This is a genomic window from Staphylococcus sp. ZWU0021 (genome assembly GCF_000798895.1).
GTDB classification, from domain to species: Bacteria; Bacillota; Bacilli; order Staphylococcales; family Staphylococcaceae; genus Staphylococcus; species Staphylococcus saprophyticus.
Genome location: NZ_JTLN01000027.1, coordinates 255,191 through 279,433, shown reverse-complemented (window position 1 = coordinate 279,433; position 24,243 = coordinate 255,191). Strand labels below are relative to the sequence as shown.

Sequence of the window (24,243 nt, the reverse complement as noted above, 5' to 3'; positions counted from 1 at the left end):
ATAAACAATTAATTTAAAATCATCTACTCGCTCTTTGTTTTATTCGTTTTAATCCAACAAAACCCAATTTCAGTATATGTGGGTGTTAGTTTGCATCAACCACTAACTTTCTGTAACTACCCTGCCATAACTTACTTCATTTTGTTTTCTAATTCAGTTCAAATTTAATATAAAAAAACACCACATTAACGCATACATACTGTAAGGACGCGTTACCGTGGTGCCACCTTAGTTAACAAATTCATTGTTCACTTTCATTGCTATTAATTTAGTACATTTAAAAGCCCAATTCACAATATATGCAGTGCTAATTTTCATCAACCATTAGCTTTCTTTTTGCTACATGACATATTTGCTACGTTATCTTTCAAATGGCAACTTTCGTTGCAAAAAGTAATTACCTAGAATCCTACTAGGATAAAATCAATTTGTCAATCATTAATTTCATTTTTATACTTTCCGTGCTATTGAAAAATACATCGATTATATTACAAAGCCATATTAGATAAGCCTATTCTAGCTTGTCTTTATTATTTTGATATTTTTCATAATTATCTTTTGGAGCGACTTTTTTGATTAAATTTGCACCTATGGCAAATAAGAATAAAAAGATAATTGGATGATATTGAAATTTATGGTCAGCAAATGTTACATACATCGCATATAGTAAAACTAATATCCAAAATATCGTTAACAATATCGTTCTTAAACTCGGTTTTTTCATGATTTTATACTCCCATATTACATTTGATTGCTTTTTTTATAGTTAGTCGTTAATTTCTATTTTAATGGTATATACATCGAGATGCCAACAGTTACCCTTAAATTGTTATAAACGGCTCATTATTATTAAAAAAGCTAATAAAGCAGCGTTTTCTTCAGTTTAAAAACCACCCTACGCGTTATTTAAATCATTTTGGCCATTGAGATTATCTTTCTTTAATAAGTAATATATAGACATCTTTGATTAGTACAATTTTATATTCCATAATCAAAGATGTCACTTCAATATCATCATATGCTTATTTTTGCTCTAGCAATCTATCCTTGAAATAATTTGAAAGTTTCTTAAGCGACGAAGGATCAGAATAGGTAGCCTCATTTTTAGGATAATAATATATATGCTTATTTTTATAAGCTGGCTGATTTTTCCAAAGCGATGATTCTGTAAATTCATTGTTGATAGGGTTACCTTTTTCAGTCGGAATTAATATATAATCAGCAGCATATTTGCTATATTGCTCATGTGGTATTGTTTTAAAGCCATCTTTATCAAGCATTCCCTTTACACCTTTTGGAAATGGTAATTGATATTCTTGATATATTATTGGCGTGCCTCTACCAAAATTTTCACCAAAAATTGAAAGTTGCTTAGGTTTGATTTCCATTACGGTAAAAGTTTTATTTGAGCCTATTTTATCTTTAATTACCTTTCCATCAGATTGAAGTTGTTTCTCCATATCTTTAATTTGTTTTTTAGCTTCATTTTCTTTATTTAGTATTTTCCCTATTGCAAGATGCATTTCTTTATATGAATAATCATTGTATTTTATTGGTATTGTAGGTGCGATTTTTTGATATTTTTTTATTTTAGTATTTACATCATAAGTCAAAATTAGGTCTGGCTTCAATTTTGCAACACCTTCAACATCTTCTGAACCTACACGTTTAGCACCTTTTTCATTGATATATTTTGATTTTGGAAAATCATTATTAACACCCACAGGTGTAACGCCTAAATCTTTAAAATTACCGAAATTTGAAGTTAAAATTACTATCCTTTTTGGGTGCTTTGGTATTTTAATACTCTTTCCTGATTGCGTTTTAAACGTTTTTGTTTCTTTATTCGAGTCTTTATTTTGACCACAAGCAGACAAAATAATTAATAAACTTAAAAATAAAACAATTAATCTTTTCATCGTATCATCCCTTTTAGTATATTCTTTCAATATCATTTTATTATGCAGTAATTGATATTGATTATCAATAAGATGTCTGATTTTTCATTTAAATTTATTTATTGTTTAAGTTGTTCATTAACTTTGTTGAATTCACTTACTAGACTGTTATGATTTTTCAAACCAAAAAAAGAGCCATAAATGGCTCTTTTTTTTAATATGTCTATGTTTTTATGGCATCAAAGATTCTAATTCCATTAACATAGCTGGTACTTCATTTAAATTATGACCTATTTCTATAATTATATATACAAGAAGCAATACCTAAACCAACAAGTAAAATAGTCATCAAATAAATAGAATAATTGTCTGTTTGGATATACATCTTAAAAAATATGAAATGTAGCGCTGCTACTATGAAATACACAGGTATGAATTTTCTTGACCAAAGTAGTGACTGTTCCACTCAAATTCTCCTTTTCAACTAATAATTTAAACAATTAGTATAAACATTTAGCTCTGTATAGCTGCTAGACAATAAGCCTGTAACAATGCTTGCGTTGCCTTTATAGAATCGATATGTGTCCGTTCTAATGCATGAGAGGATTCAATGCCTGCACCAAATAAACCGTGCTTGATATCAGCACCCGCTTTTAATGCTGCAGAAGCATCAGAACTATAATATGGATAAATATCTACCTTGTACGGTATTTGATTTATCTTACATAATTCAACCAATTGCTCTCGTAACCCTTTATGATATGGACCAGATGCGTCTTTCGCACAAATAGAAACTGTGTATTCATCCGATGCTTGTCCATCTCCTAATGCTCCCATATCAAATGCTATAAATTCACTTATTTTTGGAGATATAGACGCATTAGCACCATAACCAATTTCTTCGTTATTTGATATATAGAATTGAATCGTATGTGGTAAAGTTAAATTTTCATTTTTTATAGTCTTTAAAAATTCAATAATCATGGCTACGCTTGCTTTATCATCTAAATGGCGTGATTTAATAAAACCTGATGATGTAATCTGTGTTCTTGGATCAAAACTTATAAAATCGCCTACCTCTATACCTAAACTTTGAGTTTCTTCTTTGGTTGAGACTTTTTCATCTATTCTTACTTCCATATGTTCAATATCTCTCGAGATATCGTCATTATTGCGATATACATGTACACTTGTTTCATGTAAACAAATGGTTCCTGTATAGATTTGTCCTAACGAAGTTTCAATTTCACAATATTCCCCTTCTATTGCGTTATAACTAAACCCACCGATTAAATCTAGTGATAAACGACCATCCTCCTTAATTTCTTTGACCATAGCGCCAAGCGTATCCACATGTGCTGTAACACATTTTTGCGCTTTATCATTTTCACCTTTTGCTGTGATTAATAGCGCTCCTTTGTTAGTCACTTCTGTTGGGTAGCCTAATTGTTCTGCTTCACCTTTTACGTATTGAATGGCTTTTTCTGCGTACCCTGACGGACTATTTATTGCCGTCAATGCTTGGATTGTATTAAAAATTGATTCTGACATCTAATCCCCCTCCAAATATATTATATATATAGTCTAACGTTTAAATTTTAAAAATAATACCATTAATACTATATCCCTTTTAAAATACATAGTTGAATTTAAAAATTTATGTTACATTGCATACAACAACATTTTTAAATATTATTTTGAAATACTAAATAATATGTATTAAATAATCATTATGCTTTAGGGGTGTATAAAACTTTATGAAAAATGACAAACTTTTAAAATTGGAAGTTAGATTAAGATATACGATATCTATAATCTTTTTTATTTTATATGTATTAAATATCTTTCTGACTTCAAGCTCAACAAAATATAACGTTTTCACTAGTATGATTGCAGTAAGTTTTTTATTAATTTTAGGTTTATTAAGCCTTCTCAAATTCTTCGGCTCAGCATCAAATAAACTTAAACGAAAAATAATGACTCATGTTTATATTTATGTTTATACAAATATCCTATTGATGATTATAATACTATATTTTGATTTGCCTCATTTACTTGGAAATATTGGCACTATTTTTTTAGTTGTTTTAGTTAATTTTATTTTTATATCTGTATTAGAAAAAAGGTTAAATATAAATTCTAAATCTAAAAATATACAATAACATTTTAAAACTATATGCTAAATTGATGTTGCCAAACATACTTAAATTTTAATTATAAAGCTACTATCCTTTACATAGAGATGATGATAGTAGCTTTATTTTACTTTTAGAAACAGCTTTATGATTGCTTTTGTTATATGTACAGCTTGTTCGTTGTTAATAGCCTCTTTTTAAATCCACTTGATTTTCAAGTATTTCACCATGCTCTATATTTTTCAAAGTATGATAAAAACATGTGACAGCTTCATTCAAATCGGTTAATGCAGAAATATGAGGTGTGATAGTGATATCATTTCTTTGCCATAATTCAGAGTTTTTGTGTAATGGTTCTGACTCAAAAACATCTAATACCGCATGTCTGACGTTACCTTTGTTTAAAGCTGATTTTAAACTTTCTTGATCCACCACTTGTCCCCTACCAACATTGATAAAATAAGCTTGATCAAATGCTTCAAACATAGTTTGATTGAATAATTTTTCTGTTTTTGTTGTTAGTGGCAAAGTACTGATAATATAATCTGCTTGCTGAACTAATGTCTTAGCTTTATGGATAGGAAGCACTTTTTTAAAATAGGCTTTTGCTTTCCCACTATTAGAAATACCGTAGACAGTCATACCTAATAATGAAAATATCTTAGCAATGGTTTGTCCAGTTTCTCCAGTACCAAAAATAGTTATAGTTTGATCTCGCAATCCTTGTGGTGATTGTTTGAGCCAAATGTTTTCATCTTGCTGTTCTTCAAATAACTTATGATGTTGTAAATCAGCTAATATATAGCTCAAACAATATTCGCTCATTTTTTCTCCAAAATCACTAATTGTTCTTGTGAGTAAAGTTTGCGATGCTTGCCAGCCGTCTATAGCTAAATAGTTATTGATGCCTGCATTAAACGTATGCACCCATTTCACCTGTGATGGTTTAAATTGCTCACATGGCTCAAATCCCACATAAGCATCTGCCCAATCTAAATCTTCATTTGTAATTGATTCAACTGACTCAAAACTTAATTGGTAATTCTTTAAATCCTTTAAATATTTTTGGAAAATTGATTTATAGTCACCGGCTATTAAAATATGATTTATTTCCAATGCCTTCTCTCCTAATCCATGCTATGTTTATTTTAGTAAGCATAATATGTTTACTTTAGCATACTTTCTATAAAGTTATTCACTTTTACTTCTACTTTTAATTCATATTGCGAAATTGTATACGCTACTATACAATGTTACTATTCTGAAAATTTTGATAGAGGTGGTTTGTTAAATGAAACAAATTCTTTTCGTTGGCTTAGGCCTTATTGGCGGAAGCTTAGCGAGTAACTTAAGATATTATCATGATGATATCGAAATAACCGCCTTTGATGCGGATACTTCACAATTAGATAAAGCATTGTCTATTGGTATCATAGATTATCAATCAACTGACTATAAAACTAGTGTTGAAAATGCTGACATTATTATTTATGCAACACCGGTACAGCAGACTGTTAAATACTTACAAGATTTACCAAACTATCAACTAAAAAAACATGTAATTATTACAGATACTGGAAGTACAAAGTCAACGATTCAACAATATGAGCAGTTTCTTTTAAATCATGATATTCATTTGGTTGGTGGCCATCCTATGGCAGGAAGCCATAAATCTGGAGTATTAAATGCAAAAAAACATTTATTTGAAAATGCTTTTTATATTTTAGTTCATAATGAAACTGATAATGATGCTGCTTTTGAGGAAATACAGCACTTATTACAAACAACGAGTGCTAAATTTATTTCTACAACAGCGGAAGAACATGATTTTGTCACTGGTATTGTGAGTCACGTCCCTCATATCATTGCTTCAAGTCTCGTTCATTTGAATGCGCAACATGTCGAAGATTCTTCACTTGTTAAGACGCTTGCAGCTGGTGGTTTTAGAGATATTACTAGAATCGCAAGTAGTAATCCTATTATGTGGCGTGATATTACTATTGAAAATAAAAATACAATATTGCGCATTTTAAAAGAATGGAAAAATCAAATGTCTGATGTCATTAATATAATCGAACACAATAATCCTGATGAACTTTATGATTTTTTCAACGATGCTAAAGTTTATCGTGATCAGTTACCCCTTAAACAACAAGGTGCACTATCTGTGGAGTATGATCTATATGTAGACATTCCGGATAAACCGGGTATGATAAGCAAAGTTACAAACATCCTAAGTTTACATAATATTTCTATAAGCAACTTGAGAATATTAGAAGTTCGTGAAGATATTTATGGTGCACTTCGAGTTAGTTTTAAAAACCCACAAGATCGCAAAGATGGTGCAGATGCGCTTAGTGATTTTGATACTTATTTTGATTAATATATGAAATTTTATGAGTCGGACAACGAAATCATTTTTGGTAAATTTGATTTTCGTTGTCCTACTTGTTTAATGGATGAAGCAGTATTTTTTAGATTTACCTGAGCTACCTTCCATGTATAAGCCCAGTAGAATGCTATTTGGGACTTTACATTTTATGGCCAGCCATAAGACCTAATCTCCCGTGTTTTGTTCCTGCTTCAGTGTAAGAAGCAGCTTTAGATACAATACCTCGTCCAAATTTGCGATGCAATGCATCAATCGTTTTAGCTAATTTTTCATTTCTCTTTCTTTCATATTCATCTATAAACAAATTCAATTGTCTATCTGTCTCTTCTATAAACTGTGTTAATGAAATACTTACTGTACGAATCAATGCGGTACGATCACATAATTTATCAGCAAAATATTCGACAACTTTAAAAATACTGTCTTCTAAATTCGTCGGTTCTTCTAATGTATACTGTTTATTTATGCCACCCTTATCACTATAACCAAATGAAAAATGAATTGTTCTTGCCAATTGATTTCGCCCTCTAACACGACTCGCCACATCTTCAATTAATTCTCGCATCACTACTTTAGATTCTTCATAACGATAATCACGCATCAGTATCTGACTCTTACAAATAGATGGATTCATTACTCTATATTTATCTCTCACTCTACTTTGATCGATACCATTCGCATGTAAATGTAAATCCACACCTATAACACCTAAATCTCTTTTTAAGTATTGGTGAGGATAATGTGCTAAATCGCCTATCGTAAAAATACCTCTTTTATTCAATTTCGCTTCAATTTTTCTACTAATTCCCCAAAATTCTCTTAATGGTTGGATTGGCCAAAGTTTTTTCGGAACATCTTGATAACGCCATTCTGCAATTAGACTTTTAGTATGCTTTGCTTCTACATCCATGGCAATCTTACTCAATAACATATTAGATCCTATACCTATAGAACAATTGATGCCTGTTTCTTCTTTGATTTCAAATTGCAATTTTTGACAAAAAGATTGAACCGTACTACTAAACCTATGATAACTATTGGTCACATCCATAAAAAACTCATCTACACTATACTGATGTAAATCTTCAGGAGCAATATAGCGCAATGCAATTTTTGATATTGCTACAGAAACTTCTAAATACTTTCTCATACTTGGATTAATAATATATATGTCATTTCTATGTGGTATTTCAAATAATCTAGATCCCGTTTTTACACCTAATGCTTTCAAAGGTCCCGTTGCTGCTAACACAACTGAACCTTGTCTTTTAGTATCAGCAACAACAGCTAATTTTTCTTTCATTGGGTCTAATCCTTTTTGTATGCAAGAAACGCTAGCAAAAAAACTTTTTTGATCTATACACAATACATCTCTCTCTTCCACCAGATTATAATCATACATATCTCATGCCTCCCTCAATTAATTTTATTATATACGAACAAATGTTCTATTTCAATAGCGATAAGAACAAATGTTCCAATTTGATATATTTATAATTTTCTCAATTTTCATGCTATAATATCTTTAAATTATTAAAGGAGGAATTACACATGCCAATCGTAAATGTAAAGTTATTAGAAGGACGTTCAGATGAACAACTTAAAAATTTGGTAACTGAGGTTACAAATGCTGTAGAAAAAACAACAGGTGCTAATAAAGAGGCGATACAAATTGTCATAGAAGAAATGAAAGCATCTCACTATGGCGTAGCTGGTGTGAGAAAATCTGATCAATAAAAACAGAATTAATGATCAAAAATGTAATCAAGTTCATTACCTAACCCACCTGATTACAAATGAAAAATTTTCTATATAAAAAAAGCGTACGCTATCCATAGGGTAACGTACGCTTATTATTATTTATGTCGAAACTATCTTAATCTTCTTCAAGGAATTTTTTAACTTCAGCTTTATTTTTGGCTTTATCAATTTCTAAAGCACTACCGTCCATTGGTGTTTGAATATCCTGATAAGTACCTTTAATAGGTAATGTAACAGAGACGACTTTCTTATCACCACGGATACCAAAGTTTAAACCTGATTGTATTAATACAGAATCTGGCATATTCGTATTTAAATAACCTCTTAAAATACCAGCAACTTTTGGTAACTTCGGTAATGTATCCAAACTTGCGAGTTCTTGCTTAAGAGACTGCATTACTTGCTGTTGTCTACGTACACGACCAAAATCGCCTTCTGGATCATGTCTAAATCTAGCATAACCTAATAATTCTTTACCATTCAGACGATGATGTCCTTTTTTCAATGACACGCCAATATTTTTTGACATATCTTTCTCAACATCAATTGGCACACCATTAGGTTCTAGTTCATCTATCATTTTTTCAAATCCAGTAAAATCTAAAATCGCATAATATTCAGGATCAATGCCAAGATTTTTCTTCAATGTTTGTCTTAACAATTCTGGTCCACCGATAGAATATGCAGAATTTATTTTATGCTGTCCGTTTCCAGGAATATCAGCATAAATGTCACGCATCACAGACATCATTTTCATCTTTTTGTGAATATAATCGTATTGCGCTATCATAATAGAATCCGTTCTAGAAATTCCGCCTTGTTCTTTATCCGCACCTAGTACCATAACCGTAATTTTACCATCATTCTTTACGGCACCATTAAATTTATGCTGTTTCAACGTTTTACCATGATCTTTAGCATATTTTATGCCGGAATTATAACCATGTACGGAATAGCCTATGATAATTGCTAAAATAATAATACCAATCAAAATAATAAATGGTAGTTTCCTAAACCGCTTCTTTTTCCCCCTACGCATTGGCGGAGGATTAGTATTGCCTTGTGTGTTCTTACTACTTCTTAGTTTGTCTTCATTCATTAGTATCAACCTTATATCTTCAAAATTGCACTTCTATGTACTATAATTAACATATATTAAAGTTATATAAAAAGTGTATAAAAATCAAGTAATATCTTAATATATGGTACTAAGGTCTAATACGGAAAGGATGTTAAGCATGAATATAAACAAAGCCTACTTCGCAGGAGGTTGCTTTTGGTGTATGGTTAAACCCTTCGACACATTTGAAGGTATTGAAAGCGTAACCTCTGGCTATATGGGAGGACATGTGGATAATCCTTCATATGAGCAAGTTAAGACAGGCAACACTGGACATTTGGAAACTGTTGAAATCGAATATGATGTAGCACTGTTTTCATACAATAAATTATTAGAAATTTTCTTTTCAGTAATAGACCCATCAGATGAAGGCGGACAATTTCAAGATAGAGGTGCACAGTACAAAACTGCTATCTTCTATACCAATGAAGACCAAAAAAATGTTGCCGAAGAATATATTGAACAACTCAAAGAAACAATCGATAAAGATAAAGCTATTGCAACACAAGTATTACCTGCTGCTACATTTTATGAAGCAGAGCCAGAACATCAAGATTTTTATAAAAAAAATCCAGAACGTTACGCCAAAGAACAACAAGACCGTCAAAATTATAAGCAACAGACAGATAAATAAACAAAAAGCCGGAAACAGTACGATGATCACTGTATCCGGCTTTTTCTCATAAATCCTATTTTTGTTTTTTCATTTCTAAAGGTATCTTATTTTTTTCTTGAACTTTTTTACCATTAAATAAATCCATAACTGTTTTAATACTTTCTTCTCCCATTAAATTGGGTTGTTGTGCGACTGTTGCAAATAGTTTGTTGTTTTCAACAGATTTTATTGCATCTTCATTACCATCAAATCCAATAACTTTAATATCTTTATTACCAACCGCTTCAACAGCCCCTAAAGCCATTTCGTCATTTTGTGCAAATATTGCTTTAATATCAGGATGCGCTTGAATCATATTTTGCGTTACATTTAGACCTTCTGTTCTATTAAATTTGGCACTTTGTTTTGATACGACATCTAACTCATCATCAGCAACGTTGTGGAATCCCTTACCACGCTCACGAGTTGCACTAGCACCTGGTATGCCTTCAAGCTCTACTACTTTTGTACCTTTACCAAATTTATCAACAATGAGCTTGCCGCCCATTTCTCCACCTTTAACATTATCTGAAGCAATAAACGAAGCAACTTTTCCTTTAGCAACCTCTCTATCTAATGTGATAACAGGAATATTTTGATCATTCGCAATTTGAACACTACCCGAAATAGCATCTGAGTCAGTTGGATTCACGATAAGATAATCTACATTTTGCTGTATTAAATCATCAATATCATTAGATTGCTTTGCTGCATCGTCTTGAGCATCTGCAAATTTAACCTTAATACCTTGTTTCTTCGCCTCAGCTGATATACCATCTTTAATTTTCACAAAAAATGGATTATTCAATGTAGAAATACTTACACCAACCACAATATCTGATTTTTTCTTGTCTGATTTACCACTATCTTGCTTTTCTAGAGGAGACTCTAAAGAACAACCAGCTAACAACAGTATCATTGCCATCATACTTAAAAATAATTTTTTCATGATAAACCTCCTACTTTATTTATTCTTTCTATCAATGAGTACTGCAATAATAATGACAACTCCTTTAACTACTTGTTGGTAAAATGAAGAAACCCCTAATAAATTTAGTCCATTATTCAACACACCTATAATTAATACACCTATTAATGTGCCAAGTATACGTCCCTTACCACCTGTTAAAGATGTACCACCCAATACAACAGCAGCGATTGCATCCAATTCATATGACATACCTGCAGTTGGCTGCGCTGAGTTTAAACGAGATGTGAGAATCGCACCAGCCATTGCAGACATTAAACCAGCTAAACTATAAATCATGATTTTTAATTTATTCACTTTAATACCAGAGATAAAAGCTGCCTTTTCATTACCACCCATAGCATAAGTTTGTCTACCAAATATTGTTTTATGTAAAATGATATACAAAATAATGAAAGTAATAAACATTGTCACTGCTGGAACTGGAATACCTAAAAAATAACCTCGTCCAAATAATTGAAAGGCATAGCTGCCATTTAAATTAGTAATTGGATTGCCATCTGTAATAACCAGTGTCAAACCTCTAAAGACAGTCATTGTAGCCAAAGTCGCTATAAATGGCGCCATCTTACCAAGCGTAATTAAAAGCCCATTAATAGCACCTAAAATCGCACCTAAAATACAGCCTACTAATAGCGCAATCATAGAATCTACACCTGAGACCATTAAAATAGCTATAAGCGCACTGGATAACGCTAGTGTAGAACCAACAGATAAGTCTATGCCGCCCGTTAAAATTACAAATGTCATACCAAATGCAATTAATCCATTTATAGAAACTTGTCTCAATAAGTTAAACAGATTAGATGGTTCTAAAAATGCACTATTTAATACACTAATGATAATGACTAATAATATTAAACCAATAAATGGAATAATTTTTTCTAAATATGAAAATGATAAGCTAGATTGTTTCATTGATATTCCCTCCTGTAGCTAATGTCATAATACGTTCCTCAGTTAGATCTTTTTTATTTAAAACACCTGCAATATTACCTTCATGTACAACGGCAACTCTATCACTCATTCCTATCACTTCTGGTAATTCTGATGAAATCATAATGATAGACATACCACGTTCTGTCAGTTCATTCATTAATTGATAAATTTCACGTTTTGCGCCAACGTCAATTCCCCTAGTTGGTTCGTCTAAAATCAAAACGTGTGGTGCAGTAGCAATCCATTTAGCCAAAACAACCTTTTGTTGATTTCCTCCAGATAAATCCATACAACTATCATCTTTTCCACCTTTGATATTCAAACGCTGAATCATCTGTTCTGTATAATTGTTCATCGCTGTTGGTGTTAAAAAACCACCCTTTGAAAAACTTTTCAATGCAGGTAATGAAATATTTTCTATAATAGAATCTTGTAGAACTAAACCTTCTTCTTTTCTATTTTCAGTAATAAACGCTAACCCGTGCTTTATGGCCGTCTTAGGATTATTCATGTGAATGGTTTTACCATTAAGTGTTACTTGCATTTGTCCTTTGTCTAGGCCAAATAACACGCGCATGATTTCAGATCTACCAGCACCCATAAGTCCACTGAATCCAAAAATCTCACCCTTGTGTAACTCAAAATGTACATCATTTAAGTCATATACCGTAGAACTTAACTGATTAACTGACAGCACTAATTCATCTTGCTTATAATTTCTTTCTGGATACTGGTTATCCAAATCTCTACCAATCATGGCTTTTACAATTTTTGCATTAGAGGTCTCTTGCGTGTTCGAAGTTAATATAGACCGGCCGTCTCTCATCACTGTAATACGGTCTGCAATATTAAAAATTTCTTCCATTCTATGTGAAATATAAATAAATGAAACACCTTTAGATTTTAATTTATTAATTTGTGTGAATAACACTTCAATCTCACTAGTCGTTAAAGCTGCCGTTGGTTCGTCCATAATAATGACTTTAGAATCTTGCATTAATGCTTTACTAATTTCTAACATTTGTTGCATACCTACTGATAACGTCCCAGCCATTTGATTCAAATCAAGCTGTATATTTAAATTGTTAAATATTTCCAACGCTTGTTTTCTCATCACTTTATGATTAATTATCCCTAAAAACTTCGTTGGTTCTTTACCTAAAAATAGGTTTTCTAAAACCGTTAAATTAGGCCAAATATTTAATTCTTGTTGAATAAATGACACACCATGTTGCTCAGCGTCTTTTGTATTTTTAAATTGAAGTGGTTTACCATCTTCTAAAATTTGTCCACCATTTGCTTCATAAACACCGGTTAAAATTTTCATTAACGTACTTTTGCCGGCACCATTCTCCCCCATCAATGCATGAACTTCGGCATCCGCAATATCAAAATCCACACCTCTAAGAACATCATTCTGACCAAAAGATTTATAAATATTCTTCATTTCAATCATCCATTGATCCCTCCTTTAAAATAAAACGTCACTAGCTAATATGACATTCGCATAAGGTTTCGCTTCACCCGTACGAATGATAGCTTTTACATGCTTACTATGTTGCTTTAATAATTCATGGGATTCAGTAGTAAATTTAATTTCTTCTTCTTTTAAAACGTTATAAAGTGATTCATTTTCAGTTTTCATTTCACTTGCTAAAGTCATTTTTTCGATGGCCATATGCGATTTCACAATATGAAATACATCTAAGAATGATGGTTTACCAAAATCCAATGCTAAATCTATTTTTTTAACACCGTTTGGAATTGGAAGACCACAATCAGCAATCATAATTTCATCTGTATGACCTAAATCACTAAGTAATTTTGAAATATCGCTATTTAATATCCCTGTTTTATACATAAAATTTACCTCCTTATATGTAACCCGTTACATAATGTCATTTAATTACGTGTACTTCCTCTATGTTTAACTGTAAGTGCCAATTGCTTATGGTTGTTTGTTAAATTATCCGTATTCAAACCTAATAGTTGGGAAACGGCAATTTCACCTAAATGATATGCTGATTGATCTATAGTAGTAATTTGTGGATAGGTCATTTCTGAAAATGGAATATTATCATATCCAATAATTTGTATTTCTGCTGGAACTTTAAAATGATATCTTTGTACAATGCCTAAAACGTTTATCGCTAATAAATCATTACTACAAATAATACTGTCGATGCTAAGTTCCTTAATTAAGTCAATAAATTTTTTATCATTATCTAATAACGTTGCTTCTAACATTTTATAATCAATACGCTGTTGATCTAATATGTACTTAATACCTTGGACGCGTTGATGAAATGCATCGATTAATAAATTTTCATGTACGATTAAAACGTTTTTACCCTTACCTTTTCGTACTACCTCTGCCTGAAGTTGACCACCTTTAAAGTGATTCGTTGAAATCCCATTATGCTCATTATTAATACGATCTATAAAAACAAATGGAATGTGATGATCAGTCAGTGTGTTCTCGATAATATTTTCATTAAATGCTGTAGATATCATGCCTGTACAATTGTGTGATACGAATGTTGCTAAGTAGCCTTGTGCTTTTTTTATATCATTATCACTATTACCAATAAGTACTTGGTAACCATGTGCTAAAGCAACATCTTCAACGCCACGAGCGATAAGTGTAAAAAAAGGATTACTCATATCCGGCAGTAATAAACCTATTAGTTTAGACTTTCTTTTATATAATGTGCGTGCTGCTTCATTTGGTTGGTAGTTTAATTCGGCAATTGCTTCTTCTATATGAAGTCGTGTTTTTGCCTTAACATAACCATTGTTATTAATTGCCCTTGAGACAGTTGCTACAGAACATCCTGCTAAAGTCGCTACATCTTTAATCGTTGCCATGTTTCACCTCTTTTATGTAACCGTTTTCATATTAACATAAGATTTTACTATTTAATAGTCTATTTTCATAAACTTGTTATTTAATTATTTTTTCACACTATAATTATAATGCTTAAAATTGTTATTATTGATATAACATAAATAATTAGGATAGCTATTTAGCTACAATAAAAATCATTTCGAATAGATAACATTAGATCCAAAGTGTAATAATACCTTTAATATTTAAAAAGAATATATAAAGATAATATGTTAAAAAGAAAAGAAATAATATGGTAATACCTTGTTGAAAGCGTTTTCTATTGGTGATATATTATGGTTATACCTTAAGTAACAAGGTAATGTTAAATTCATAGTTAGAGTCAAAATGATATTTAGAAATTTTATAGTTAGTTTATTAATGTAATTAATAACTTCTCCAGTAATTAATTACACAAAAACCATTAAGCACTATCAACTCCTAGAAACACCCCACATGCTGAGCACATGTGGGGTGTTTTGTCATTCATATTATTTATGTTTTCTAATGACACGCATTACTTTTATCATACTAAGCCATAAGGAATGACGTTTTCTATAAACAAGAAACCTTGGTTCCCAATTTGGATTAAATTTCTCTTTATATTTTCTCAAACCTTGAAATCTATATAAACCATTAAAATGTTCGAAAACACGGCCTGCAATACGTTCTCCATAAAATGAATAAGGTAATTGACCTACATTCGATAACGTAGCCATTCCCATATTAAAATGTTGATAATTTTGTTTTTGTGACCATAACAACATATTTAAATATAAACCATCCATTAATGGCAATGTGCAATCTGGTTTCCAACGTATGAGATCAACAGAAATCGTTCCTTTATAATAAGTTGGCATCAACGTACAAAATGCAATAATAAGTCCATCACTGTCTTTTATAATTGCAATGGGTGCTTTTGATAAGTACGATTCATTGAAACTACCTACTGAAAAATGCATTTCTTTTTTATCGGCGAGCCATTCATCACTAATTGTTTTCAAATCCGTAATTAAAGCTTGCGTAAATGGAGGTTCTATAACTTCAAAAGTATATTTTAAATCATCTAACTTATTTAAAGTTGCCCGTAAACCACGTTTTTTCTTACCAGAAATCTTAAATTCATTCAAATCGATAACCGCTTCTTCACCTAATTTAAAGAATTGATTACCGAAACTGTGATAAAGAGACATATTTCTATCCGTTACTTGATAAAAAATAATATCATAGCCAAGATACTCTGCTTCTTGATAGAAAGACTCTAGTAAACTATAGAAAGATTGGGGATTACCTATAGGATCTCCAAGTACAATGTATGCATTGCGTTGATAACGATACATTATAAAGGCATCTTCATTTTCATTAATAAAAAATTTTTTATCGCCACTATACATGAGATGACTTAAATAATTACCACCGTATTGTTTTACAATAGACGCACATATTTTAGTATCTTCTCGTGTATTAGATATTCTATAACGATATTCAAACCACCAAACAATCAGACCAACAATAACCGCTACCAATAAGATAGTAAACCAGAAATAATATCTCAAAATAGAGGTGTCTATCTCAATGTGATAAATGTCTAATGTATAAAACGTACTCGCAATAACAATATGATTAATATAAAGTACGAGCGCACCCATTATAAAACTTAAGCATAATTTTAAATATCTAAATGGACGTTTTATAACTCGTGCTCTTCTGTAAAAAATGAACAATAAAATTAACATTACAACAAGCCAACTAAGTAATATAAATGAAGCATACGTATAGGCTGTTACAATAAAAATTAATATAATAGAAATAATCGAAAATAAGATGGCACGTTTAGATAAGCGATATACACCTACCACATTTAAAAGTAATAATAAGCATGCACATGTGTGAACCGATACGATAATGTAATAGATATAGTGATTCGGATCATATAGGCCATCGTAGATAATAGTTAGATTATTCAAGAAAAATAATAGACTCGTAAACATTAATAAAATAGCAATTGAAAACGAGGGTGCACGTGCAATAATATCCTTTTGGTAAGATGATAATAATGATGTCATATCTCTCACCGGAACAAGTATTCTTGCATCTTCCCAGTAGCGTTTAGCTGTACCACGAAATTCAAATGTAGATAAAATTAAAGCAACGAGCACAGGAAATAGATAATACGCAAAACGATAAAGTAATAACCCTAAAACTATAGATTCTTCATCTATATTCAAATGCTTAAGCCCAAGTAATACTACTAAATCAAATGTACCAAATCCACCAGGTATAAAACTGATAAGTCCTGATAAAGCTGCAATGATAAATATGCCCATAAATATTGAGATTGGTACATGAACGCCTGCCATTGTTAAAGCCATATATAAAACGAGTGCCGCAACAAGCCATTCAATACTTGATACAATCGTACAATAAACACCTAATAACTTTTGATTTTCTTGTACTGGTCGTAAAATCGTAAAAATTACAAACACCGGTAAGAACAAGGCTACAACATACATTAGCCATTTAATCCATGGGTATGGTGTAAATAGATGTGATACATCAAATACATGGATGACTACTAAAATGGATAATAAACTTAACCCTGTTAACATAGAAATCAATACAATAGAAATCGTGTGCAGTAACGCTCTTTTATCATCGGTGGCATTTTTGTAAAATAAAAAACGCACGCTTGCGCCAATAAAACCACCAAAACCTACGACAGCATTAAGCGCATTGACAATATACCCAACACGTATCGTTTTTAATAAAGAAATTTTTAAATTTAATGATTTCGCTAATATGACATCATACATCGAAAGTACAATAATCGATGCCCCGCCAATTACAAATAAGGCGACTAACCATACACGATTAATTTTTCCAAACGACTGAATCGTTTCTTTAATATTAATATGCGACAATTCCTTATATAAAGTAAACACTACGATACTAAATAAGGCGACCGCAAACACAACTTTTAAAATAGAAAATAATCTACTTCTCATTTCTTTAGACATGTTTTCACTTCACTTTTTAATAATCTAAGCTCAATAAAAAATATAGCACAATAATAATATATAAGAAATAAAATTTTAATAATAACTTCTAACATAATTGTTAGGCCCGTAAAAATGAAAAATCCTTTCTTTAAACAAGTGAGACTTTACATTTTTAAATCCGTTAGCTATTTCCTAAATGAAAAAGAGTCCGAGACACCTATTTTTGTCCCAGACTCATTTATCAATCTCTTACATGTATGATGAATAATGAAGTATTCAGTTGTAAATTCTAGCGTATTTGTTCATCGTTTGTAATTTCATATTCACCTGCATCATCGCCATAATATTTATTATATCTGCGTTTATACATTGAATATAAATGTGAGACTAACACTTTTAATATAGCGTAGGCTGGAATACCTAAGATGACACCAACAACACCTAAAAGATTACCTGCACTCAATAAGATAAAGATAATTGTGAGTGGGTGAATCTTCAGCGTTTTACCCATAATATTAGGCGATATGAAGTGACCTTCTATAAATTGAACTGCAGTCCATACTATGATTAATTTCAAGAGCATAATTGGAGAAGTAATTAAAGCAATAATGATAGCTGGAGAAATTGCAATTGTAGGCCCTAAATATGGTACAACACTCGTCACAGCAGCTATAGATGCTAAAATTAAACTATAATCTAATCCGATAATACTATAACCAATAAATAGTAAAATACCGATACAAAATGAAACAATAATCTGTCCTTGGATATAAGATCCAACTTGTACACTCATTTTGTCTAATAAATCATGATAATCTTTTCTAAATTTTGGTGGCATTAATTTCGTAGAATATTCTTTGAAATGATGGCTATCTTTTAACATAAAGAATAAGACAAATGGTGTTGTGGCAATGACTACCCCTACATTTACGATAGCTTCAGCAAAGTTTTTCACTTTTGAACCGAAACCATTAAAATAATCAGAAACCATTGATGGTAGCTTGTTAGCTAAAGCATCTAATTGTTCTTGTATTTGTCCATAAAAGTTAGAAATCAAGGAATTTCTAGTAAGATTATCAATAAATTGATTCACTTTATCTACATAATGCGGAAAATTATTACCGAAACTTTTAAATTGAGTACCAATGACTGGTATCAATAAATTAATTGCTAACGCGATAACCCCAATAATAACTAGGAATAAAATAATAACGCCCCAAAGACGTGATATATTATAGCGTTCCATCAAATTGACTAATGGATTGAATAAATAGTATAGAATGATGGATACAATAATCGGTGCTACAATCGTATTAAATACAATGATAAATGGTTTAAATATATAGGATACTTGATCAAATATAAATATCGCAATACCAATGAGTATCAGCATGATTAAGGCGAATAATAAATCTTTGCCTCCCATAAATTTCATGAAGCGGGTCTCTGGAAAACTAAGTCTCAATTTTTCTTTTTTATTTTTTGTTTCTTGTCTAACATTGTCTTCATTCGACATATATAACTCACCATACCTTAACTTAATTCTTAAAAATTATAATCATATAATCTACCAGATAAAAAATACTGTACAAAATTATATCATAGAATGCTTTAATCGTCTTAATTACTAATCCTCATCATATCACATTATTAACATTTCACATATCTATTTTTATAACATATATGTACCCTAATTCATACGTCTTAATAATTCTAGTTTAAATATATCCCCAATAATATAAAACCATTGTCATACCCTTTTTCGCATAAAAAAGCCTGAAACATTTATCATCAATGCTTCAGACTTTATTTTATAATTTGCTCATGAATTATAATTAGGTGTGTTTTTGCTTTGAGTAACTTTCTTTTTGTCTACATCTGTGGTTTGCGTTGCTTTTTTCTTTGGAATTGGAACAATATAGTTACCATAGGGGATTTTACCTATTAGATAAACAATCAATACAGATACTGCTACTGTTAATATAAATACGCCCATAAATTTACTTTGTGGCACGATATCTTCAATTATAGGCAAACGTTTTACGAATTGAATTGCAACGTAATGCACTAAATAAATTCCCATAGAATAATTACCAATTAAGGTTAAGGTTTTTAAAATGGTATGATTCTTTTTAACATGTTCATATAAATAATTTAGAAACACAATGAAAAATGGAATATAAATCATATTCGACACAGTAATTGAACTTTGTAAATGATCCAAATCAATACTCAATAGGAAATCGATAAATAATATACCTATAATAGTAGATAATATGGCTTTGTGCTTAAAGATGAGGATTCTAATTTCATTGTAAAATTTAGCATATACAATACCTAACATAAAGAATGATATCCAATTCGTAATGAATAATTTATCATTCACAAAACGTTCGACACCACCGCCACCTAATGAAACTGGCCCCATTCTAATCCAAATGATATTAGCGATTGTCGCTAATATATACACTATAATAATAGGCCAACCTTTTTTGAATTTCTGTAATAACGGAAATAAAAAGTAAAACTGAATAACAGTCAAAATAAAATACAAGTGGAAATTTGCTTTTCCATACACAAAGTAATTCAATAATTTCCCATCATCTTCAAGATTATGTAAATAAAAGGCTCTATATAATAAGTAAAATACTGTCCAAATGATATAAGGAATAAATATTTTACTAAAACGTGATTTAACAAAATAATCTAAATTAAACCCTTTATTCACTACTGAGATTGTTAATAAAAACGCACTTATTACAGCAAATATAGGCGTTCCTAACCTTGCTATTTGGTTAACGTAACCTAAGCCATCTGATGTAAATGTCCCTCCTGACAAGGCTATACTATTAACTGTATGTATCGCCACAACTAACATAGCGGCAACAGATCTTATTATCGGTACCTCATCATAATACTTCATACACGTACGTCCCCCTAAATTCAAATCAGACAGAACACCAAGTATAAGATGATTCAATATACTTGTAAATAGAATTTACAATCAAATTATAAATCTTAATAATTACATCACACACAATTAACAAACATTAATCATTTTCTTTTAGTTTTACACCAATTAATATGTTATTTTTCATTAATCATCTTTATTTATTCATTTTATAATCGTATAATATAATTAAACATATAATACGCAACTTAAAATAGGAGCATTCCATTGAAAAAGACAATAGTCATTATATTAATTCTTCTAATCGGTTTAGCTGGTTACAGTTATACCAAAAGTTCAAAAAAGCAAATGACAGATCCACTGATATTTGCTAAAGCTGAGATAGGTAACACATTTTATTCTAAAAATAATGATACTACTTATAAATCAGTTCAAAAATATACAAATAACCATTCATCTAAAACAGGTATAACATCAACAAATAACAAAACTTTTAGAACAGCATTTTCCTATTTACTAATTGAAAATACAAAGACACATGACCTTTATTTAGGATATTTTGGTGACGTTATAAATGAAACACCAGTACCTATAAAATATACTGGTGATGTAAAAATCATATTAGATAAAAAAAACAAAATTAAATATGCCAAAATCAACCACTCTAGTAGATGAGTTAGACTCAGGTACTAAGAAACGTGGCTATGCATTCACTAAATTAGATTCACAAAAACAACCAAAACAAATAGAAATTGTACTAAATAAACCTATAAATACATATGACCAACAATATTATGGCAAAAACATTCATATCAGTCTTCACGCCAGCGCTAACTAATAAATAACTAAATTGTTATATCCTATGACGCCTATCATTTATGGATATGATTCACAAATACAAAAAACAAACCAGATGGCAAATATAGCATCTGGTTTGTTTTTATTATACATTCAATTATCAATCCACTTTATATATGACTTTCTGTTTAACTACTATCTTGTTAAGATTTATGGTTTTCCATAAAGTGGTAGACATGTAGCGTTAAATAGATAACCTCTGCCTCATACACTTTTATTTTCAATTCTTGTTGTAAAAGTCGCATGATTTTCAATGCAATATTAAAACATAATGGATATTGTTCTTTGAGTAGTGCTTCAAAAGCATTGGTTTTCTTTAATGATTCACCATTTCGTAATCGTTTAATTAAGAATTGAATATGTCTTATAAAACGTTGATATTGAATAGTATCCTTATCTATCGTTTGTTTCAAATCATTTTCTAAAATAAAAACACTCTTATTAATCAGTTCGTTGATTAAATCCATCTCACGCATGGACAATGATTCAGTATTCGAAGCAATATGTAATGCAATAAAACCAATTTCATCTTCAGGAAAGTGAACCTCCAATACGTGATTTAAACGTTCAATTACTTTTTCAGCTATTTTGTATTCTTTGCTATACAACTGTTTAGTTTCTACAATAAAAGGATTATTAATCAACTGATTTTGCTTCAACCGCTTATAAGCAAAAATAATATGATCGGTTAATGAAATGACTAATTTTTGGTTATCTACCTTCATTTCCGAATTCGTAATAATATTAACTGCTTCTATCACTGCTTGAATTAAAGTATCATTTGCTAGCTCCATTAATGTTTTATAATGGTCTTGCTGTGATTTTTGATCCAATATGTATATTTTTTCTATCGTTTGATTCTCTTGTAAAATCATGCCACTTTTTTTATTAAACCCAATGCCTTTTGCAATTAATACATATTCCGCTTGTGCTTTTGTACAAATAATCACATTATTATTGAGAACCTTAGTTATTAAGAAATCATTCACATCAATCATCCTTATCTTTATCTTACTCAATATTATATAGTGACTAATTATAAAATGAAAGAATTATTCTATTTTAATTAATAAATATATCTTACGAGTTAATTAAAAAAACAAAAAACGCCTCTAAGATGTCACTTTATCGTGACAATCTTAAAAGACGCTTTAAGCTTTGATATTTATGAACTAATTATCAATTTGATTATTTTTTCATGCCCCAACTTTCAATACCAAATAAATTGATTTCCAATTCTTCTGGTTTGAAAACTGGTTTTTTGCCAGCTTTACGTTGACGTTGGTAATCGTTCATAACAGCAAATGCAATGTTTGAAAGACCTATGATTGCTACCAAGTTGACAATCGCCATCAATCCCATAAATACATCTGCAGTACTCCAAACAGTTTCTGTCTTAATTACTGCACCAACAAACACTAATACGACAACTAAACATCTAAAGATAAATAATATCGTTCTATTTTTTGATAAGAACTCAATATTAGATTGGCCGTAGTAATAATTACCAACTACTGAAGAAAATGCAAAGAGTGTAATGGCAATCGTTAAGAATATACCACCAGCACTACCAAGATGCTCATTTAAAGCTGATTGCGTTACGGCAACACCTTGTGATGCATTTTCACCAAACTCTAAACCGCTATAAAGCAATATCATAATAGCCGTTGCTGTACAAACTAGCATCGTGTCAAAGAATACACCGAGTGCTTGAATTAAACCTTGTTTAACAGGGTGTGGTGGTGCTGCTGTCGCTGCTGCGTTAGGCGCAGAACCCATACCAGCTTCATTAGAAAATAGACCACGTTTTACACCTTGTAGTATGGCAGCACCAACTGCACCACCTGTTACTTGTTCAAATCCAAATGCACTTTTAATAATTGTAGAAATCATTGGAATAATTTGATCATAGTTCATGATAAGAATCACTAGAACTAAACCGATATAAATAATAGCCATAACAGGTACAATAACTGAAGATAAATTGGCGATACTACGTACACCACCAAATATAATGATAGCAGTAAGTACCGCTAAAATAATGCCTGTTATTATAGGATCTACATTATATTGTGTTTTCAATGATTCAGCAATTGTATTAGATTGAACTGTATTAAATACGAAAGCAAAAGTAACCGTAATTAATACAGCAAACACGATACCTAACCATTTTTGATTTAAACCTTTAGTTATGTAATAAGCTGGTCCACCGCGGTAACCGCCTTCTTCATCAGGCACTTTGTATACTTGTGCTAAAGTTGCTTCAATAAACGCACTCGCTGCACCTATAAATGCAATAACCCACATCCAAAAGACTGCACCAGGACCACCAAGTACTATAGCTGTAGCAACACCCGCTATATTACCAGTACCAACCCTAGAACCAGCACTTATCGCAAATGCTTGGAATGGAGAAATACCTTTTTTACCGTTATCTAATGTTTCAGGTTTTTCACCAATAGCACGAAACATTTCTGGAATCCATCTTAATTGCACAAATTTAGAGCCGATAGTAAAGAATATACCTGCTGTTATTAAAAGTCCAATTAGATATTGTGACCAGATTAAATCATTCCCGACTTGAACAAAAGCTTTGAACCAATCTGGAATTAAACTATCAAAATCTTTCAATTTAATCCCTCTCATCTATGTAATATTTAATTTCAAATTAGAGCAAGAGATTTATAGACAGTCTTATAA

At 30.9% G+C, this 24,243-nt stretch carries 22 protein-coding genes; 5 read left to right on the top strand and 17 right to left on the bottom strand.

The window, feature by feature from the left end; translation table 11 throughout:
- Window positions 1-511: 511 nt before the first annotated feature.
- The 4 genes from L987_RS06730 to L987_RS06720 form a co-directional block, all read right to left on the bottom strand.
- A complete protein-coding gene (locus L987_RS06730; protein WP_011303157.1) occupies window positions 512-724 on the bottom strand; it encodes a hypothetical protein in 213 nt (70 codons plus the stop codon).
- A 298-nt stretch (window positions 725-1,022) separates the two neighbouring features.
- On the bottom strand, window positions 1,023-1,919 hold the full coding sequence (locus L987_RS06725) for an ABC transporter substrate-binding protein (protein WP_011303158.1): 897 nt from the start codon (window positions 1,917-1,919) through the stop codon (window positions 1,023-1,025).
- Between the two features lie 262 nt (window positions 1,920-2,181).
- Window positions 2,182-2,364, bottom strand: coding sequence for a hypothetical protein (locus tag L987_RS14155; RefSeq protein ID WP_011303159.1), 183 nt, complete (start codon window positions 2,362-2,364; stop codon window positions 2,182-2,184).
- A 47-nt stretch (window positions 2,365-2,411) separates the two neighbouring features.
- On the bottom strand, window positions 2,412-3,449 hold the full coding sequence (locus L987_RS06720; RefSeq protein ID WP_047503716.1) for a M42 family metallopeptidase: 1,038 nt from the start codon (window positions 3,447-3,449) through the stop codon (window positions 2,412-2,414).
- Between the two features lie 206 nt (window positions 3,450-3,655).
- Here L987_RS06720 and L987_RS06715 point away from each other — a divergent pair, with 206 nt between their 5' ends.
- Window positions 3,656-4,060, top strand: a complete 405-nt coding sequence (locus tag L987_RS06715; RefSeq protein WP_011303161.1) for a hypothetical protein — start codon at window positions 3,656-3,658, stop codon at window positions 4,058-4,060.
- A gap of 156 nt (window positions 4,061-4,216) precedes the next feature.
- Here the strand turns inward: L987_RS06715 and L987_RS06710 are convergent, their stop codons facing one another.
- Window positions 4,217-5,149, bottom strand: coding sequence for a D-2-hydroxyacid dehydrogenase (locus L987_RS06710; RefSeq protein WP_047503713.1), 933 nt, complete (start codon window positions 5,147-5,149; stop codon window positions 4,217-4,219).
- Window positions 5,150-5,324: 175 nt separating this feature from the next.
- Between L987_RS06710 and L987_RS06705 the strand changes: the two genes are divergently transcribed.
- Window positions 5,325-6,416, top strand: a complete 1,092-nt coding sequence (locus L987_RS06705; RefSeq protein ID WP_002483353.1) for a prephenate dehydrogenase — start codon at window positions 5,325-5,327, stop codon at window positions 6,414-6,416.
- 148 nt (window positions 6,417-6,564) lie between these two features.
- Here L987_RS06705 and L987_RS06700 read toward each other — a convergent pair whose 3' ends face one another.
- Window positions 6,565-7,827: a Y-family DNA polymerase gene (locus L987_RS06700; RefSeq protein WP_047503710.1), complete on the bottom strand. Its 1,263-nt coding sequence runs from the start codon at window positions 7,825-7,827 to the stop codon at window positions 6,565-6,567.
- A gap of 149 nt (window positions 7,828-7,976) precedes the next feature.
- On the opposite strand from L987_RS06700, the gene L987_RS06695 reads away from it, so the two are divergent.
- Window positions 7,977-8,162: a 2-hydroxymuconate tautomerase gene (locus L987_RS06695; RefSeq protein ID WP_011303163.1), complete on the top strand. Its 186-nt coding sequence runs from the start codon at window positions 7,977-7,979 to the stop codon at window positions 8,160-8,162.
- A gap of 139 nt (window positions 8,163-8,301) precedes the next feature.
- Here the strand turns inward: L987_RS06695 and L987_RS06690 are convergent, their stop codons facing one another.
- On the bottom strand, window positions 8,302-9,285 hold the full coding sequence (locus tag L987_RS06690) for an LCP family protein (protein WP_011303164.1): 984 nt from the start codon (window positions 9,283-9,285) through the stop codon (window positions 8,302-8,304).
- A 139-nt stretch (window positions 9,286-9,424) separates the two neighbouring features.
- Between L987_RS06690 and msrA the strand changes: the two genes are divergently transcribed.
- Window positions 9,425-9,940, top strand: a complete 516-nt coding sequence (gene msrA, locus L987_RS06685; RefSeq protein WP_011303165.1) for a peptide-methionine (S)-S-oxide reductase MsrA — start codon at window positions 9,425-9,427, stop codon at window positions 9,938-9,940.
- Between the two features lie 55 nt (window positions 9,941-9,995).
- On the opposite strand, the gene L987_RS06680 is transcribed toward msrA, so the two are convergent.
- From L987_RS06680 to L987_RS06645, 8 genes are all read right to left on the bottom strand, one after another.
- Entirely contained in the window at window positions 9,996-10,910 is a 915-nt protein-coding gene (locus L987_RS06680) for a D-ribose ABC transporter substrate-binding protein (RefSeq protein WP_011303166.1), read from the bottom strand.
- A gap of 15 nt (window positions 10,911-10,925) precedes the next feature.
- On the bottom strand, window positions 10,926-11,867 hold the full coding sequence (locus tag L987_RS06675; RefSeq protein WP_011303167.1) for an ABC transporter permease: 942 nt from the start codon (window positions 11,865-11,867) through the stop codon (window positions 10,926-10,928).
- The gene (locus tag L987_RS06670; RefSeq protein ID WP_011303168.1) at window positions 11,854-13,344 is read right to left on the bottom strand and encodes a sugar ABC transporter ATP-binding protein; all 1,491 of its coding nucleotides are present in this window, start codon (window positions 13,342-13,344) and stop codon (window positions 11,854-11,856) included. Before L987_RS06670 ends, L987_RS06675 begins: the two co-directional genes overlap by 14 nt.
- 15 nt (window positions 13,345-13,359) lie before the next feature.
- Window positions 13,360-13,749 carry a D-ribose pyranase gene (gene rbsD / locus L987_RS06665; protein ID WP_011303169.1) on the bottom strand — a complete coding sequence of 130 codons (390 nt, stop codon included), beginning with the start codon at window positions 13,747-13,749 and terminating at the stop codon, window positions 13,360-13,362.
- Between the two features lie 41 nt (window positions 13,750-13,790).
- Window positions 13,791-14,756 (bottom strand): LacI family DNA-binding transcriptional regulator, encoded by a 966-nt coding sequence (locus tag L987_RS06660; RefSeq protein WP_011303170.1) that lies wholly within the window; start codon window positions 14,754-14,756, stop codon window positions 13,791-13,793.
- 510 nt (window positions 14,757-15,266) lie between these two features.
- Entirely contained in the window at window positions 15,267-17,792 is a 2,526-nt protein-coding gene (gene mprF / locus L987_RS06655) for a bifunctional lysylphosphatidylglycerol flippase/synthetase MprF (protein WP_047503706.1), read from the bottom strand.
- 271 nt (window positions 17,793-18,063) lie between these two features.
- Window positions 18,064-19,290, bottom strand: coding sequence for an AI-2E family transporter (locus L987_RS06650; protein ID WP_011303172.1), 1,227 nt, complete (start codon window positions 19,288-19,290; stop codon window positions 18,064-18,066).
- 306 nt (window positions 19,291-19,596) lie between these two features.
- Window positions 19,597-20,697 carry an acyltransferase gene (locus L987_RS06645; RefSeq protein WP_047503703.1) on the bottom strand — a complete coding sequence of 367 codons (1,101 nt, stop codon included), beginning with the start codon at window positions 20,695-20,697 and terminating at the stop codon, window positions 19,597-19,599.
- A gap of 255 nt (window positions 20,698-20,952) precedes the next feature.
- On the opposite strand from L987_RS06645, the gene L987_RS06640 reads away from it, so the two are divergent.
- Window positions 20,953-21,360 carry a hypothetical protein gene (locus L987_RS06640; protein WP_047503700.1) on the top strand — a complete coding sequence of 136 codons (408 nt, stop codon included), beginning with the start codon at window positions 20,953-20,955 and terminating at the stop codon, window positions 21,358-21,360.
- Between the two features lie 326 nt (window positions 21,361-21,686).
- Here the strand turns inward: L987_RS06640 and glcT are convergent, their stop codons facing one another.
- Entirely contained in the window at window positions 21,687-22,532 is an 846-nt protein-coding gene (glcT, locus tag L987_RS06635; protein WP_011303175.1) for a glucose PTS transporter transcription antiterminator GlcT, read from the bottom strand.
- Between the two features lie 199 nt (window positions 22,533-22,731).
- Complete coding sequence (locus tag L987_RS06630) at window positions 22,732-24,174, bottom strand: alanine/glycine:cation symporter family protein (protein ID WP_011303176.1); 1,443 nt, start codon at window positions 24,172-24,174, stop codon at window positions 22,732-22,734.
- Between the last annotated feature and the right edge of the window lie 69 nt (window positions 24,175-24,243).

What these genes read in the sequence shown, in the direction of transcription:
- L987_RS06645 (WP_047503703.1), bottom strand. Translation starts at nt 20,697, where the DNA reads ATGAAGTATTATGATGAGGTACCGATAATAAGATCTGTTGCCGCTATG.
- L987_RS06680 (WP_011303166.1), bottom strand. Translation starts at nt 10,910, where the DNA reads ATGAAAAAATTATTTTTAAGTATGATGGCAATGATACTGTTGTTAGCT.
- L987_RS06650 (WP_011303172.1), bottom strand. Translation starts at nt 19,290, where the DNA reads ATGTCGAATGAAGACAATGTTAGACAAGAAACAAAAAATAAAAAAGAA.
- L987_RS06730 (WP_011303157.1), bottom strand. Translation starts at nt 724, where the DNA reads ATGAAAAAACCGAGTTTAAGAACGATATTGTTAACGATATTTTGGATA.
- L987_RS06675 (WP_011303167.1), bottom strand. Translation starts at nt 11,867, where the DNA reads ATGAAACAATCTAGCTTATCATTTTCATATTTAGAAAAAATTATTCCA.
- L987_RS06725 (WP_011303158.1), bottom strand. Translation starts at nt 1,919, where the DNA reads ATGAAAAGATTAATTGTTTTATTTTTAAGTTTATTAATTATTTTGTCT.
- msrA (WP_011303165.1), top strand. Translation starts at nt 9,425, where the DNA reads ATGAATATAAACAAAGCCTACTTCGCAGGAGGTTGCTTTTGGTGTATG.
- L987_RS06670 (WP_011303168.1), bottom strand. Translation starts at nt 13,344, where the DNA reads ATGATTGAAATGAAGAATATTTATAAATCTTTTGGTCAGAATGATGTT.
- L987_RS06705 (WP_002483353.1), top strand. Translation starts at nt 5,325, where the DNA reads ATGAAACAAATTCTTTTCGTTGGCTTAGGCCTTATTGGCGGAAGCTTA.
- L987_RS06720 (WP_047503716.1), bottom strand. Translation starts at nt 3,449, where the DNA reads ATGTCAGAATCAATTTTTAATACAATCCAAGCATTGACGGCAATAAAT.
- L987_RS06690 (WP_011303164.1), bottom strand. Translation starts at nt 9,285, where the DNA reads ATGAATGAAGACAAACTAAGAAGTAGTAAGAACACACAAGGCAATACT.
- L987_RS06700 (WP_047503710.1), bottom strand. Translation starts at nt 7,827, where the DNA reads ATGTATGATTATAATCTGGTGGAAGAGAGAGATGTATTGTGTATAGAT.
- rbsD (WP_011303169.1), bottom strand. Translation starts at nt 13,749, where the DNA reads ATGTATAAAACAGGGATATTAAATAGCGATATTTCAAAATTACTTAGT.
- L987_RS06660 (WP_011303170.1), bottom strand. Translation starts at nt 14,756, where the DNA reads ATGGCAACGATTAAAGATGTAGCGACTTTAGCAGGATGTTCTGTAGCA.
- L987_RS06715 (WP_011303161.1), top strand. Translation starts at nt 3,656, where the DNA reads ATGAAAAATGACAAACTTTTAAAATTGGAAGTTAGATTAAGATATACG.
- L987_RS06695 (WP_011303163.1), top strand. Translation starts at nt 7,977, where the DNA reads ATGCCAATCGTAAATGTAAAGTTATTAGAAGGACGTTCAGATGAACAA.
- mprF (WP_047503706.1), bottom strand. Translation starts at nt 17,792, where the DNA reads ATGTCTAAAGAAATGAGAAGTAGATTATTTTCTATTTTAAAAGTTGTG.